The sequence below is a fragment of the Nocardioides flavus (ex Wang et al. 2016) genome (assembly GCF_014653115.1).
In the GTDB taxonomy this organism is placed as follows: Bacteria; Actinomycetota; Actinomycetes; order Propionibacteriales; family Nocardioidaceae; genus Nocardioides; species Nocardioides flavus.
The window spans coordinates 553,856-569,439 of record NZ_BNAD01000001.1 but is presented as its reverse complement, the minus strand read 5'-3'; the positions used below and the strand labels follow the sequence as shown (position 1 = coordinate 569,439).

Annotated in this window: 11 protein-coding genes; 5 read left to right on the top strand and 6 right to left on the bottom strand. The window is 71.8% G+C overall.

What is annotated here, in order from left to right; genetic code table 11:
* Positions 1-6 precede the first annotated feature (6 nt).
* Entirely contained in the window at positions 7-1,455 is a 1,449-nt protein-coding gene (locus IE200_RS02785; RefSeq protein ID WP_191277810.1) for a CCA tRNA nucleotidyltransferase, read from the top strand.
* A gap of 9 nt (positions 1,456-1,464) precedes the next feature.
* On the opposite strand, the gene IE200_RS02780 is transcribed toward IE200_RS02785, so the two are convergent.
* The 4 genes from IE200_RS02780 to IE200_RS02765 form a co-directional block, all read right to left on the bottom strand.
* A complete protein-coding gene (locus IE200_RS02780; protein WP_191277809.1) occupies positions 1,465-2,094 on the bottom strand; it encodes an HAD family hydrolase in 630 nt (209 codons plus the stop codon).
* A 60-nt stretch (positions 2,095-2,154) separates the two neighbouring features.
* Positions 2,155-5,877 (bottom strand): PKD domain-containing protein, encoded by a 3,723-nt coding sequence (locus IE200_RS02775; protein WP_191277808.1) that lies wholly within the window; start codon positions 5,875-5,877, stop codon positions 2,155-2,157.
* Positions 5,878-6,170: 293 nt separating this feature from the next.
* The gene (locus tag IE200_RS02770) at positions 6,171-7,256 is read right to left on the bottom strand and encodes an inositol-3-phosphate synthase (protein WP_191277807.1); all 1,086 of its coding nucleotides are present in this window, start codon (positions 7,254-7,256) and stop codon (positions 6,171-6,173) included.
* Between the two features lie 43 nt (positions 7,257-7,299).
* A complete protein-coding gene (locus IE200_RS02765; RefSeq protein ID WP_191277806.1) occupies positions 7,300-7,908 on the bottom strand; it encodes a PadR family transcriptional regulator in 609 nt (202 codons plus the stop codon).
* Between the two features lie 72 nt (positions 7,909-7,980).
* On the opposite strand from IE200_RS02765, the gene IE200_RS02760 reads away from it, so the two are divergent.
* Complete coding sequence (locus IE200_RS02760; protein WP_191277805.1) at positions 7,981-10,287, top strand: transglycosylase domain-containing protein; 2,307 nt, start codon at positions 7,981-7,983, stop codon at positions 10,285-10,287.
* Positions 10,288-10,295: 8 nt separating this feature from the next.
* On the top strand, positions 10,296-11,528 hold the full coding sequence (locus tag IE200_RS02755; protein ID WP_191277804.1) for a hypothetical protein: 1,233 nt from the start codon (positions 10,296-10,298) through the stop codon (positions 11,526-11,528).
* Here IE200_RS02755 and IE200_RS02750 read toward each other — a convergent pair.
* Entirely contained in the window at positions 11,439-12,518 is a 1,080-nt protein-coding gene (locus tag IE200_RS02750) for an alanine racemase (protein WP_191277803.1), read from the bottom strand. The genes IE200_RS02755 and IE200_RS02750 overlap by 90 nt on opposite strands.
* Positions 12,515-13,651: a lipid II:glycine glycyltransferase FemX gene (locus IE200_RS02745; protein WP_229856014.1), complete on the bottom strand. Its 1,137-nt coding sequence runs from the start codon at positions 13,649-13,651 to the stop codon at positions 12,515-12,517. Before IE200_RS02745 ends, IE200_RS02750 begins: the two co-directional genes overlap by 4 nt.
* Before the next feature lie 314 nt (positions 13,652-13,965).
* Between IE200_RS02745 and IE200_RS02740 the strand changes: the two genes are divergently transcribed.
* Both IE200_RS02740 and IE200_RS20545 read left to right on the top strand, forming a co-directional pair.
* On the top strand, positions 13,966-14,913 hold the full coding sequence (locus IE200_RS02740) for a hypothetical protein (RefSeq protein WP_191277802.1): 948 nt from the start codon (positions 13,966-13,968) through the stop codon (positions 14,911-14,913).
* On the top strand, positions 14,906-15,568 hold the full coding sequence (locus IE200_RS20545) for a class F sortase (RefSeq protein ID WP_229856013.1): 663 nt from the start codon (positions 14,906-14,908) through the stop codon (positions 15,566-15,568). The genes IE200_RS02740 and IE200_RS20545 overlap by 8 nt, the downstream gene beginning before the upstream one ends.
* Positions 15,569-15,584 lie beyond the last annotated feature (16 nt).

The window sequence follows — 15,584 nt, the reverse complement described above, 5'->3', positions numbered from 1 at the left end:
CTGGTCGTGTCCGACGCCGCACTGCAACCCCTCACGATCGTCGAGATCCAGCGCCGGGTCTCCGCGGAGCTGGACCGCATCGGCTCCGTCATCGACGAGCTCGGCGCCCTGTTCGCCACGGCCGGCGAGGAGCTGGCGCTGGTGGGCGGTCCCGTCCGCGACGCGATGATCGGCCGCCTCCAGAACGACCTCGACTTCACCACCTCCGCCCACCCCGACGTCACCGAGCGGCTGGTGTCCGGCTGGGCCGACGCCGTGTGGGACATGGGACGCGAGTTCGGCACGATCGGCTGCCGCAAGGGTCCGTGGCAGGTCGAGATCACGACCTACCGCTCGGAGACGTACGACCCGACCTCACGCAAGCCCGACGTCGACTTCGGCGACACCCTCGAGGGCGACCTCGGTCGTCGCGACTTCAGCGTCAACTCGATGGCCGTGCGGGTGCCGGGTCGCGAGTTCGTCGACCCGTTCGGGGGCATCGTCGACCTCGCCGAGCGGGTGCTGCGCACGCCCGGCGCCCCGGAGGACTCGTTCTCCGACGACCCGCTGCGGATGATGCGCGCCGCCCGCTTCGCCGCGCAGCTCGGGTTCTCGGTCGCCCCCGAGGTGGTCGAGGCGATGACCGCGATGGCCGCCCGGATCGAGATCATCTCCGCCGAGCGGGTGCGCGACGAGCTGGTCAAGCTGGTCTGCGCCCCCCACCCCCGCCTGGGCCTGACCCTGCTCGTCGAGACGGGCCTGGCCGAGCACGTCCTGCCCGAGCTGCCCGCGCTGGCGCTCGAGCGCGACGAGCACCACCGCCACAAGGACGTCTACGAGCACACCCTCACCGTGCTCGAGCAGTCGATCGACCTCGAGCACCGCCTCGGCGGCGGCCCCGACTTCGTCTCCCGCTTCGCGGCGCTGATGCACGACGTCGGCAAGCCCCGGACGCGGCGCTTCGAGGACGGCGGCATCGTCACCTTCCACCACCACGACGTGGTGGGCGCCAAGCTCACCCGCAAGCGGATGAAGGCGCTGCGCTTCTCCAACCACGACATCGACGCGGTCGCGCGGCTGGTCGAGCTGCACCTGCGCTTCCACGGCTACGGCTCGGGGGAGTGGACCGACAGCGCGGTGCGCCGCTACGTCCGCGACGCCGGGGACCAGCTCGAACGGCTGCACATCCTCACCCGCGCCGACTGCACCACCCGCAACCAGCGCAAGGCCGACCGCCTGCGCCGGACGTACGACTCCCTCGAGGAGCGGATCGCGCGGCTCTCCGAGGAGGAGGAGCTCGCCGCCATCCGTCCCGACCTCGACGGCAACCGGATCATGGAGGTCCTCGGCATCGGCCCCGGCCGCGAGGTGGGGCAGGCGTACGCCTTCCTGCTCGAGCTGCGGATGGAGGAGGGGCCGAAGTCGTCCGAGGAGGCCGAGGCCGCGCTGAAGGAGTGGTGGGCCGCGCGGGGCTGAGCGCGAACCTCAGGCGCTGCGGTCGACGACCGCGGCGTCGAGCCAGGCCGGAAAGGCCGTGAGGTCGTCGAGGACGACGTCGGTGCCGGCCTCCTCGAGCTCGGCGCGGGTGCAGCCGCCGGTCAGCACCGACACGCTGAGCACGCCGGCGGCGCGGGCGCCCTCGACGTCGTGCACGTGGTCACCGACGTAGGCCAGGGCTCCCTCGCGGCGGAGGACCTCGGCCTTTCCCACGCCCCAGACCCAGCTCTCGAGGTGATCGGCGATGAGGCCGAGGTGGTCGAGGTGCAGCTGGGCGTTCGGGCCGTACTTCCCGGTGACGACGAGCACCCGTCCGCCGTGGGCGCGCACCGCCTCGAACGCCTCGTGCGCTCCGGGCAGGACCGGCACCGTCGTGATCGCGTGGTCGGGGTAGAGCGCGCGGAAGCGATCACCCGCCGGGCCGACCTGCTCCGGCGGGAGGTGGGGGGCGAGCAGGTGGTCGAGCGGCGGACCGAGCCGGGCCGTCATGTCCTCGACCGGGAAGTCGACGCCCAGCTCGGTGCCCAGCGCAAGCAGCACGTCGCGGACGCCGGCGGCGGTGTCGATCAGCGTGAGGTCGAGGTCGAACCCGACCACGAGCGGCGTGCGTGCGGTCACGCCGGCGAGCGTACGGGCCCCGCAGGGCAGGGTCGGACCTGCGGGGCCGCGAGATGGAGCTCAGCGGGCGGTGCGGAAGCCCTCGACGAAGGCCCGTCCCCGCTTCACGACCAGCCGGAGCCGGTGGGGACGTCCCTGACCGAGACCGGTGACGACGGCGTGACGATCGAGGCGGGGCCGGCTCCTGCCGCCCTTGAAGGAGAGGGTGCCCACTCGCTCGCCGTCGACGAACAGCACCCCCTTCCCGCCCCGCCTCGCACGGCCGAACACGATCGCGACCGAGTCGCCCTGGAAGCCCAGGCGCAGCACGTCACGACCGGGTCGCTTGCCGCCGTTGTCGCAGTACGACCCGCCGGGGGCCCGCCCGTCCACGACCCGCCAGCTGCCCAGGTGACCCACCGAGCGCCCTTGGCACGGGTGCTTCCTCGCGAGCTCGGCCGGCGAGCCCGACGTGACGGTCACGGTCGGCTCGCCCGTCCCGCCGCCGGTGCCGGACGGTTCCGGAGTGCCGGTGGTTCCGACGGCGGGCGGGGTCGTGGTCGTGCCGGACGCGGTCACGGTGATGCGCACCGTGGCGGTGTCGGTGAGCCCGCCGGCGTCGGAGACGGTCACCGTGGCGTCGTACGTGCCGGGGTCGGCGTACACGTGCTCGACCACCGCCCCCTCGGCGTCCTTGGTGTCGCCGCCGTCGCCGAGGTCCCACGACCAGGTGAGGTCGCCCGGCGTCTCGGCGTCCGTGCTGCTCGAGGCGTCGAGACGCACCGTCGTCCCAACGACCCCGGACGCGGGGGTGGCCGTGGCCACGGCCTCCGGCGCGGTGTTCGCGGGCGCTGCCGCCTCGTCGCCGTAGCCGTAGTCGTAGGCGCCGCAGCCCTCGCCGAGGGTGAAGCGGACCTCCCCCGTCAGGTCGCCGTCGGCCTGCTGCGGGCCCTCGCCGGCCTGGGATCCGTCGCCGTTGCCGCTCATGCCGAGCACGTCGAAGGTGAGGCAGTCCCAGGCGAACTCCCAGTTGCCCGACGCGCTGCTCGGGTCGGCGTAGTTGTCGGTCCACCCCGCCCCGGCGTCGGAGAAGCGGGAGTCTCCTGCGGCGGCCGTCCAGGCCGCGTCGGAGAGGTCGGGGGTGTTGTTCCCCGGCTCGGGCTGGCTGTCGAGCGGGGACTGCGCCGGCGGGTCGTCGGTGCCGGCGTTGCCGTAGCCATGGGCCTCGTCGGTGTAGGCGGTGTAGAAGCCCGACGCGAAGGCGATCGGGTCGCGGTCGATCTGCCCGTTGCCGTCGAGGTCGAAGCCCGAGCGGTCGCGCATCTCCATGTAGTAGGCGTGGTCCGAGGGGCCTTCGGCGCCCGCTGCGACGTACTGCCAACCCTGCGTGCACTGTCCACCGGGACCGTCGGCACGGCAGCCGCCGTTGAAGATGCGCGGGTCCTCCGGGGAGCCGCTGGTCTCGAAGTCGGTGCCGTAGACGACCTGGGTGCTGCCGTCGGGCAGCGTGGCGGTGATGGTGAGGTCGTCGATGAACCAGCCCGGCCGGGCCAGCCCCGGGTCGGTGGAATAGCTGAACCGCAGCACCGGGCTCGCGGCGCCCACGAGCTCGGAGATGTCGTAGCTGTCGGCGAGGAAGACCATCTCCGGGGTGCCGCCCGCCTTGCGGTCGACGGCCTCGGAGCCGGCCTGGTAGGAGCCGGACGTCCCGGTGATGCCGTTGTCGTAGTGCTGCTGGCACGCGTTCTGGTTGGGGTTGCCGGCGAGCGGGTCGGTGTTGGAGGTGGTGTAGCCGTTCTCCGACGGGTTCGAGGCGAAGCTCCGGCCGCCGTCGGTCGAGGTCAGCACAAAGCCGTAGTCGTAGTCCCACTCGATGTCCCACATGGACTTGAAGTCCGCGGTGAGCGTGGTGCCGGCGGGCAGCGAGGCGACCTCGGGGACGGCGACGTCGATGTTGTGGCCCTTGCCCGGGTCCTTGGCGCAGCCGTAGTCGTTGCCCGAGCGCGACCACCAGGTGTGCGACGCGGTCGCGGTGTCTCCCGTGTCGAACTTCGCGGGGTCGAGCAGCACGCGGCCGGGGAGCTTGGCGACGTACATCTGCGAGTTCTGCACGCGCCCGACGCCGTCGACGCCCTCGGTGAGCGTGTAGGGCTCGCCGCTCGGGGTCTGCCACGTGATCGTGTCGGTGTCCTGCTTGGAGTCGGTGATGGCCGTCTCGGTGCGCGAGGAGTCGAGCACCTCGGGCACCACCCAGCCCAGCTCCTGGCGACCGAAGGCGTCGATGTGGTGGGACTTGTCGGTCGCCATCAGGTTCCAGTCGCCGTAGGTCTCGCGGCTACCGGTGGAGTAGAAGTCCGGCAGGCCCAGCGAGTGACCGTACTCGTGGGAGATGACGCTGGCCGCGTCGATCGCGGTCTCGGGGTTGACGTTGTAGGGACCGACCCGCACGAGGACCTTGAGGTCCTCGCCCCGGTCGGTCGTCGTCATCGTGGAGTAGGTGGTGTCGGTGTACCAGAGGGGCCGGCCCTCGAGGTCCTTGAGCTGGTCGTCGGTGGTGAAGCCGGGCAGGCCGGTGGCCGGGTCGGAGTAGTAGAACTCCAGGCTCGAGGAGTGCGGCCACACGTTGTCGTACGGCGTCACGCCGTAGTCCGTCGGGCAGCCCGCCACGGAGAGCTGTGAGGAGCCGTTCCCGCCGCAGCCGGCGAAGACCGCCATGAAGAAGTCGACGACGCCGTCCTTGTCGGTGTCGTAGTCGGAGTAGTCGATCTCCGGGTCGGCGATCGCCGCGGCGTCGTGGACGAGCTTGCCGACGGGCCCGCAGCCGGAGTCGATCGCCTGGAGCGCGCCGACGCCGGCGACCGCGCCGGCCAGCGCCGAGCCGTTGGCGTCCGCGCCGTAGTAGGCGGTGTTGCCGGGCAGCTGGTAGACGCCCTCCTGGATGCGCTCGGGGTAGAGCGGCGTCCCCTCGGCGGGGATCGGGCTGTCGGCGTAGGTCGCGCCGCCCGTGCACGTCTGGCCCGGCTGCACTGTGGTGAAGGGGAAACCGGGTCCGTAGGCGAAGTCGGCGGTCTCCTTCCCGGTCGAGGGGACGGTGCCCTCGGGGTGGAGCTGGCCCAGGCTCATCTCCTGGAACAGGTTGTAGGTCGATCCCTCGTAGGCCGGGTCGTTGATGACCTCGTCGAGGGTGCTGGCGTGGGCGATGTAGTCGCGATCGGTGTAGGCCACCGGCACCACGGGGAAGGGGCGGTCGCCGTAGCGGGCGGTGTCGAACTCCGAGCCCGGCGGGATGACCTTGGGTCCATGGCTGGTGACCGTGGTCGTGGCGGAGTCGAGGCTCACCACGGCGGTGGTGGACAGGTCGCGCCACACGATCGTCGGCAGCTCGGCGAGGTCGGCGGCGCGGCTCTCCAGGACGAGGGTGCGGGTGGCGCCGGCGGCGAGGCTGCCAACCTGCCAGGTGTACGTCGACGCCCCGACCGCGGTCGTCCCGGCCTGGACGATGGTGCTGCCCTCCGGGGCGGTCACCTCGACACTCGCACCCGTCACGGTGAGCGGCGAGGTGTTGCGGACGATGATCCGCGACGGGTAGGACTCGCCGGGCTTGACCCAGCCGACGGCGGAGACGAAGGAGTTCTCCACCTCGAGGCCGCCGACGGTGGACTCGGAGTCGATGGTCGGGGACGGGGCGGTGGCCGGGGCGGGCGCGGGCGCCGGTGCTGCCGTGGAGGACGAGAGCGGGAGGAGCAGGCTGGCCGCGAGGGCGGTGGTGACCGCCAGGACGGGGAGCCTCCGGTGAGCAGGCATGACTTCTCCAGGTGAGGAATGACGCCGCACGATCGGTGCGTCGTGATTCGCTCAACGAGGTGTAGCGGCGCTCGTTACGCGAGCGTGCCCCGTCCGGGCACGGTCAGGCTCCGACGAGGTCGCGGCGCTGGCGGCGTGCTCCGTCATCGCTCCTCCGCTCCGGGCCCCTCCAGCCTCGTCACCCGCCGCCGGAGGCACCGGTGACGAAGGTCCTCAGGACGTGCCGCAGGGCGGTGACCGTCGACCCGGTCACCGCCCTGCGGTGTGTGCTGCTGCGTCGGACGACGCGGGCGTCACTCGCCCTTGATGAACTTCTCCAGCTCGGCGCGACCGAGGTCGTCCGGCATCTGCACCGGGGGCGACTTCATCAGGTAGGTCGAGGCCGAGATGATCGGGCCGCCGATGCCGCGGTCCTTGGCGATCTTCGCGGCCCGGACTGCGTCGATGATGATGCCGGCGGAGTTGGGGGAGTCCCAGACCTCGAGCTTGTACTCGAGGTTGAGCGGGACGTCGCCGAACGCGCGACCCTCGAGGCGGACGTACGCCCACTTGCGGTCGTCGAGCCACGCGACGTAGTCGGACGGGCCGATGTGGACGTTGCGGTCGTCAGCGCCGACGCCCGCCAGCGAGCCCTCGAGGTTCGAGGTGACGGCCTGCGTCTTGGAGACCTTCTTGGACTCCAGGCGCTCGCGCTCGAGCATGTTCTTGAAGTCCATGTTGCCGCCGACGTTGAGCTGGTAGGTACGGTCCAACGCGACGCCGCGGTCCTCGAACAGCTTGGCCATCACGCGGTGGGTGATGGTGGCGCCGACCTGGCTCTTGATGTCGTCGCCGACGATCGGGACGCCGGCGTCCTCGAACTTCTTGGCCCACACGGGGTCGGAGGCGATGAAGACCGGCAGCGCGTTGACGAAGGCCACCTTGGCGTCGATGGCGCACTGGGCGTAGAACTTGTCGGCCTCCTCCGAGCCCACCGGGAGGTAGGACACCAGGACGTCGACCTCGGCGTCCTTGAGCGCCTGCACGACGTCGACCGGCTCGGCGGCCGACTCCTCGATGGTCTGGCGGTAGTACTTGCCGAGGCCGTCGAGGGTGGGACCGCGCTTGACCTCGACGCCGAGCGTCGGGACGTCGGCGATCTTGATGGTGTTGTTCTCCGAGGCGTTGATGGCCTCGGACAGGTCCTTGCCGACCTTCTTGTCGTCGACGTCGAAGGCGACGACGAACTCGACGTCCTTGACGTGGTAGTCGCCGAAGACGACGTGCATGAGCCCGGGGACGGTCCCGTTGGGGTCTGCGTCCTTGTAGTACTCCACGCCCTGGACGAGGGAGGTGGCGCAGTTGCCGACTCCCACGATCCCTACTCGTACCGAACCCATGGGGCTCTCCTTCTCTGTGCTGCCTGCTCTGGCTGGTGGATGGTCAGTCGTTGACGACTGGCTTGCTGGCTGGACTGGTGCTGGGACTCGCGTTGCCCGCCGAGCCGGGGGTGTCGTCCCCGCGCTCGGCCCGGATGAGGTCGGAGAGCCAGCGGACCTCGCGCTCCACCGACTCCACGCCGTGGCGCTGGAGCTCACCGGCATAGCGGTCGACCTCGGCCTGGGTGCGGGCCAGCTCGTCCTGCACGCGGGCCAGCCGCTCCTGCAGGCGCGAGCGCCGCCCCTCCAGGACGCGCAGCCGGATCTCCATGTCGGTGGAGGAGAAGAACGCGAACCGGATGTCGAAGTTGTCGTCCTCCCACGCGGTGGGGCCGACCTCCGACATCAGTCGCTGGAACTGCTCGGTGCCGGCCTCGGTGACCTCGTAGACGATGCGCGGCCGGCGGCTCGTCGGGGTCGTGGTGGTGCTCACCTCGGTGATGAGATTGGCCCGCAGCATCTTCTTCAGCGCCGGGTAGAGCGAGCCGTACGACAGGACGCGACCCCACCCGAGCATGAGGTTCAGCCGCTTGCGCAGCTCGTAGCCGTGCATGGGTCCCTCGTGCAGCAGCCCGAGGACTGCCAGCTCGATGGTGTCACCGCGACGCGCCATGCGATCTATCGTACCGATATATCCCGCGACGAGGAATCAGGGATGCCCGAGCGTTCCCCGTACCCTTTCCGGGTGAGTGCGAAGAAGCGGAGGGCCGACGGCAAGGCCCAGACCCGGCGCCCGGCGCCGCGCCGTACGGGCAAGCAGCGAGCAGCGAAGGTCGCCAAGGTCCTCGCGGTCCTCGGCGTCGTCGGCGCCCTCGTCCTGGCAGGCATCGCGGTGGTCCTCTACCAGGCGATCAGCATCCCGACGGCAAACTCGGCCTTCCAGGCGCAGACCACGTTCGTCTACTACCGTGACGGCAAGCAGGAGCTCGGCACCTACTACGAGGACCAGAACCGCGTCTCGATCCCGTTGTCGGAGATGCCGGAGACGATCCAGGACGCGGTGGTCGCCGCGGAGAACCAGACCTTCTGGACCGACAAGGGCATCGACCCGCGGGGCATCGTGCGTGCGGCGTTCTCCAACGCTCGCGGCAACGACCGCCAGGGCGCCTCGACCATCACCCAGCAGTACGTCAAGATCCTCTACCTCACCAGCGAGCAGAGCTACAAGCGCAAGATCCGCGAAGCCGTCGTCTCGCTGAAGATCCAGCAGCAGCTCAGCAAGGAGGAGGTCCTCGAGGGCTACCTCAACACCATCTACTTCGGCCGCGGCGCCTATGGCATCGAGGCGGCCTCCCAGGCCTACTTCAACCACCCGGCCAAGGACCTCAGCCTGCGCGAGTCCGCGGTGCTCGCCACCGTGCTCAACAACCCCTCGCGCTACGACCCGGCCAACGGCAAGGAGGCCAAGGACGACCTCAAGGGTCGCTACGCCTACGTCCTCGACAGCATGGCGGAGATGGGCACGATCACGCCCGAGCAGCGCGACAAGGCCATCAAGCGGCTGCCGAAGTTCCCCAAGATCGCCGCCCAGAGCCAGTACGGCGGGCAGCGCGGCCACATGCTCGCGCTGGTCAAGCAGGAGATCCTCGCGCGCGGCATCGCCTCCGAGGACGAGATCGACGGCGGTGGCCTGCGGATCACCACGACCTTCGACCCGCAGGTGATGGCCGACGTCGAAGAGGCGGTCACCGAGCAGCGTCCCGACGCGGGCATGCCCGGAGCGGCCGGGAACAAGGACCTCCACGTCGGCGCTGCCACTGTCGACACCCGCACCGGCGAGCTCCTCGGTTTCTACGGCGGGCAGGACTACCTCGACTCCCAGATCAACTGGGCCGTCTCCGGCGGCATGTCCGGCTCGACGATGAAGGCGGCGACCAACGTCGCTGCCATCCGCGAGGGCTACTCCCTGACCGACACGTTCGAGGGCAACAGCCCGATCGACATCGCCGGCACCGAGTTCGGCAACCAGGGCGACACCGACTACGGCCCCGCGGTCTCGATGCTCGACGCGACCGAGAACTCGGTGAACACCGCCTACGTCGACATGGTCGACTCGATGCCCGACGGCCCCCAGAAGGTCATCCAGGCCGCCGAGGACCTCGGCATCCCCGGCAACGAGGCCCAGCGCTGGGGCATCCCGCGGCGTTCGATCGACTTCCAGGAGAACGTCGGCGTCACCCTCGGCACCGCCCAGGTGAGCCCGATCAACATGGCCAATGCCTATGCCACCCTCGCCAACAACGGCGTGCGCAACGAGGTCCACGTCCTCCAGAAGGTCGTCGACAAGAGCGGCGAGGTCCTCTACGAGGCCCGCAAGCGCAGCAAGCAGACAGTCGACCCCGACATCGCGGCCGACGTGACCTACTCCCTCCAGCAGGTGGTCCAGTCCGGCTCCGGCACCGAGGCCCTCGCGCTCGGCCGCCCGGCCGCCGGCAAGACCGGCACCGCCACCAACGCCGACGACATGGTGTCCTCGTCGTGGTTCGTCGGGATGACCCCGCAGATGTCCACAGCGGTGATGTACGTCCGGGGCAAGGGTCGTGCCGCCCTGGACGAGGTCCGTCCTGACGGTGCCGACCTGTGGCTCCCGACCAGCTCCGACGGCAAGTCGGGCTACTTCGGCGGCAACTACCCGGCCAAGACCTGGACCGCGATCATGCAGCGGGTGATGGAGGGGATGGAGGTCGAGGACTTCCCCGAGCCCGTCTACGTCGACGGTGACGCCCCGGAGGAGGGCCACGAGTACACCCCGCCGCCGCCCCCGCCGCCGAAGCCCACCAAGCAGCCGACGAAGCAGCCGACGGTCGAGCCGGAGGAGCCGACGGAGTCCCCCACCGAGACCCCGACGGAGACGCCGACCGAGACCCCGCTGCCCACCGAGACCCCGACGCCGACGCCGACGCCGACTCCGACGCCGACGGAGACGCCCACGACGCCGCCACCGTCCGAGACGCCGACCCCGGTCGGCCGGGCGCAGCTGCGCCAGGGTTGAGCGAGCCGGTGGCTCGCGAGGCGCCGACGCGTACCGACCCGGTCGCGGCGGCGATGTCGGAGGTCCTGGGAGGACCGCTGGGCGACCACGCCGCGGGCCACCGGTGGTGGGACGCCCGGCGTGCGCTCCTCGGCGCGACCGCGGTCGTCCTGGCGGGTGGGATGGCGAGCAAGGCCGCGTGCGTGCCGTCGGGATGGAGCGGGACCGACCAGCCCTACGCCCAGCTCTGCTGGAGCGACCTGGCGGGCACGCCGGTCGACGCCGCGTCGCCGCCCGCGGTCGCCGGCTGGCTCGTCCGGCTCGCGCAGGCGCTGCCCGGCGCCGGCACCGTCGCCACCACCGCCGTCCTCGCGGTCCTCCTCGCCGCACTGGTGCTCATCGCGACGGTCCTGCTCGCACGCGTCGACACCCGCAGGCCGTGGGCGGCGGCCGGCTGGGCACTGTCACCGGTCCTGCTGGTCCACTGGCTCTCCTGGGAGACGGTGGCCGCCGCGGGGGTCGCGGTCTGCCTCTGGGGCTGGGCGACGGGACGGCCGTGGATCGCCGGCGCCGGCGCGGGGGCGGGCGCCGCCTTCGCCCTCCCGGTGGCGGTCGCGCTCGTCGGCGTGCTCGCGGTCGGCGGACGGCTGCGCGACCGCGTGGACGCGCTGCTCGCGGCGGCCGCGGCGTACGTCCTCCTCACCCTGCCCGGTCGCGGCACCGGCGAGACCCCGGACGTCGGGTCCGTCTGGCTGCTCCTGGACCGGGTCGGCCTCGGCGGCTCGACCCTGACCCGCACGCTCGTCCAGGTCGCCGCGCTGGCCGCGGCCGGCACGCTGGTGTGGTGGCTGGTGCGTCGCGCCGGCCGGCCGACCGCCCTGACCAGCGCCCGCGCGGGACTGGTCCTGCTCGCCACCGCACTCGTCGTCGCGCCGGCAGCCCCGCCCGAGACCGCGCTGCTCGTGCTGCCGCTCGCAGCCCTCGCCGTACGCCGGTGGCGCGACCTGCTCGTGTGGCAGGGCCTGCACCTGGTGAGCTGGGTGCTCACCGGGTGGTACGTCGGGCAGGAGCTGGTGCCGACGGTGACCGACGACGGACGGGCCTACTGGCTCGCGATCCTGCTGCGCGTCGCAGGACTGGTGTGGCTCGTCGTCGCGGTTGTGCGCGACGCGTCAGCGGACGAGGACCCGGTCGAAGTCGGTCGCGGTGAAGCGGACCCGGACGTCGATGTCCTCGCCGATGTGCGGCACCCGCGCGCCTGACGGGACGAACAGCATCGAGGCCTGCATGTGCGGGGGCTCGGCGAACAGACGCTGCTTGCCGTCGATGGAGAACGGCGACCGCACGAAGCCGACGGCGTCGAGGCCGCCGCGGGCCAGCGTCGCTGCGCGTGCCTTGAGCGACTGGTCGCCGGTGGGCGCCTCGAGGCCGATGCCGTGGGCGGTGCCGCCGCTCACGACGACGATGTGGCCGTGCTTGGGGGCGCTGCGCCCGCGGTAGCCGAACGTGTCGCCGCGCTCGACCTCGTGCACGTCGAGCACGGTCGCCGTGACCGAGAGCGCGCCGCGGTCACCGAGCCACAGGTCGGTGCCCGTGCGCGGACGCACCGTGAAGTCGGGATAGCTGCCGGCCAGGCGGTCGAGCTCGGCCTCGGTCAGGTGCGAGACGAACACGGTGCGGGTCGGCAGGCCCGAGGCGACGACGTCGTTGATCAGCCGGCTCACCTCGCCGAGGTGCGAGGCGGTGTTGAGCGGCAGGTGCAGCGCGACGCCGCGCAGCCCGCTGCGCGCCGGCCCGAGCGCGTCCGCCGCGGCGGCGAGGTCGCGCCGGGTCATCCCGTGGCGCAGCATCGAGGTGAGCTGCTCGAGCACGAACCGGGCGTCGGGGTGCCGCTCGCGCAGGGCGGCGAGGTCCTCGACGCGGCTGACGGTGTGGACCACGCGCCGGGCCGTGCGCGGGTCGAGCTCGAGCGCCGCGCCGAAGGGACGCCACGGGGTGAGCACCAGCAGGTCGCCGGCGTATCGGGAGGCTGCCTGCTCGACCTCGTCGTACGTGCCTACCGCGAGGGTGTCGAGCGGCGCCCCGGTCTCGGCGGCGTGGTCGGCGAGCCACTGGGCGCGGCGGGCGAGCCGGGGCAGGGTCAGGCCGTAGCCGTTGCCCTTGGCGACCGGGACGATGCCCGGGTGCTTGGCGGCGGTGGCGAGCAGGTGCCGACGCCAGCGCTCGCCGTCGACCGTGAGGGTGAGGCTCATGGGCGCCGCTTCAGGTAGAGCTGGAACGCCTTGTAGATCGCGCGGTTGACCGGCAGGTCCCACTCCCCGGCGTACTCCACCGCCTCGCCACCCGTGCCGACCTTGAACTGGATGAGCCCGACGTGCGGGTCGTCGGCGTCGAGGGTCTCGGTGATGCCGCGGAGGTCGTAGACGTGTGCGCCCGCGGCCAGGGCGTGGCGGATCATCGCCCACTGCACGGCGTTGGAGCCGCGGACCTCGCGCTTCTCGGTGGAGGAGGCGCCGTAGGAGTACCAGGCGTGGGTGCCGACTCGGATGGCGATCGTGGCAGCGACGAGGTCGCCCTCGTGCCGGGCCAGCCAGACCTGCATCCGGTCGGGGTCCTCGGCGGTGAGCGCGTCGTACATCGTCTCGAAGTAGGCGAGCGGTCGCGGCGTGAAGTGGTCGCGCTCGGCGGTGTGGACGTAGAGGTCGTGGAACGCCTTGAGGTCGGCGCGCTCGCCGAGGGTGGCCTCGACCCCGGCCTTGTCGGCCTTCTTGATGTTGCGGCGCCAGAGCTGGTTCATGCCCTTGAGCACGTCGTCCTCGCTGCGTGCCTCACCGTCGGCGTCGACCAGCGGGACCTGGAAGTTGAACTGCGGCTGCCCCGCCGAGAAGCCGCTCTCGGCGCTCTGCTGCTGCCAGCCGAGCTCGTGGAGCTGGGCGATCACGCGGGCGCCGTCCTGCGAGCGCTCGAGCGGCGGCACGTCGCCGAGTCGGCGCACGGACTCGTCGGCGATACCGGCCTTGACCTGCGCGGCGGACCAGCGGCGGGTCACCACGGGGGGACCCATCCGTACGGCGAACGCGCCCCGGTCCTTGAGGTGCGCCACCATCGGGGCGAGCCACGAACCGAGGTCGTCATCGCTCCAGTCGATGACCGGGCCCTCGGGCAGGTAGGCGAGGTAGCGGCGGACCTTCGGCAGCTGGCGGTAGAGGACGAGGGCGGCTCCGACGACGACGCCGTCGCGCTCCCACCCGATCGACTCGGCCCGCCACTCCGCCTTCACGCGCGCCCAGGCGGGCGTCTGGAGGAAGCTCGCGGACGACCTGCCGGCGATGAAGTCGCGGTGCTCCTGCGAGGAGATCGGGCGGAGCGTCAGGGGGGTCGTCACTCCGGCAAGGCTACAAGGGACCAGACACGACCCCCGTACGCGTCTGGTCCCTTCATGAGGAGAGACGCATCGCACCTTGGTTCGGTTGCGCGTCCCGGACCCCGGTTGTGCCACGAGTTTCGTCAAGAAGGTCTGGACGGTCTCAAGAAAGGTTGCACGTTCAACCGAATCCGCCCTTTGGGCGTGCCTCCCGTGGTGGTGCCGACGTTCTCTGGTGTGAGGGGCGCGATGCGGTCTGTGGGAGACCGACGTTCTTCGCTCCCTCGCCACCTGCCGCGCGGCACGCGCCGCACCGAACCCTTGGGGGACCCCGCATGACCACGACCTCGAACGACCGCTACCGACTCGCCCCGCGCCTCGGGCTGGCCGCCCTCGTCTGTCTCGGGACCGTGACGGCTGCGCCCCTCGCTGCTCTGGCGGACCCGCCCGGCAACAACGGCACCGTGAAGATCGCGCCCTACGGCGACATCGACTCCATCCCGAACAACACCCCGCACGTCGGCTGCAGCTTCGACGTCGAGTGGTACGGCTTCGACGAGGGGCCGGACATCGTCTCGACCGTCTCGTTCGCCGAGCAGGCGCCGACCACCGGCGTCGGGATGACCGTCGACGGACCGGGCCAGGTGTTCGTCGGGGACGACCCGGCGACGGGCGCGGGCACGCCGACGGGCCTCGACGGCCGCGAGACCTACACGTTGTCCTTCACCGGCGCCCCGCACCCGCAGCAGGGCTACCACGTGAAGCTGACGATCTCGACCCCCGGCTCGATCGGCAACGACACCAAGACCAAGGTCTTCTGGGTCGGGGGTTGCGAGCCGACGACGCCGCCGGTGACGCCGCCCGTGACGCCGCCCGTGACGCCGCCGGTGACGCCGCCGGTCACCCCGCCCGTGACGCCGCCGGTGACGCCGCCGGTGACGCCGCCGGTCACCCCGCCCGTGACGCCGCCCGTCACCCCGCCCGTCACGCCGCCTTCGGAGACACCGGAGGTGCTCGGGGAGCAGGAGACGGAGACCCCGGAGACCCCGGAGTCCGAGGCGCCGGAGGTGCTCGGTGAGCAGGCCTTCGCCGGCAACAACAACTCCGCCGGCCCGAACCAGTCCGCTCCTGCGGCCCAGCAGCAGCTGCCGACGGCGGTCAACGCCGGCCTCGACCAGGCGCAGCCGTCCGGTCCCGGGCCCGTCCAGGTCCTGCTGGGCGCGCTCCTGGTGCTGCTCGGTGGTGCGTGCGCACGGCTCGGGTGGCTCCGCGCACGTGGCTGATGCCGCTCCCCGTCGGCTGACGGCGGTCCTGCTGGGGGCAGCCGCACCCGCGCTCGTCGCGGGTGGGCTGCTCCTGGCCGGCGGCGCCCTCGGGACCTGGCCGTCACCGGCGGACGACCCCTCGCCGTCCCCGGCGGTGGTCGCGGTGAGCGAGCACGCCCGTACTGCACCGTCGAGCACGGCGGCGCCGAGCCCCGCCACCGCGCGTGCGACCGCCGACCCCGGCGTACGCCCTGACGTGGTCGTGGTGCCCGAGCTGGGCGTCCGGGCTCCGGTGACGGGCATCCGCACCGTGGACGGCGCGCTCACGCCACCGGACGACCCGTCACAGGTGGGGTGGTGGACGGGCGGCGCCCGTCCGGGTGCGTCCACGGGCGCGGCGGTGGTGACCGGGCACACCGTGCGCGCGGGAGGCGGTGCCTTCGACGACCTGGAGACGTTGACCGCCGGCGACGAGGTGCTCGTGCGCTCGGGGACCCGGACGGTCCCGTTCGTCGTCGACAGCGTCGAGGTGCTCAGTCGCGAGCAGCTGGCGCGCAGGAGCGCGTCGCTGTTCTCCCGTTCGGGGTCTGGTCGGCTCGTCCTCATCACCTGCGAGGACTGGGACGGCACCTCCTACCGCAGCAACGTGGTGGTCACCGCGCGGCGCGGCTGAGGCTCACGGGCTGAGG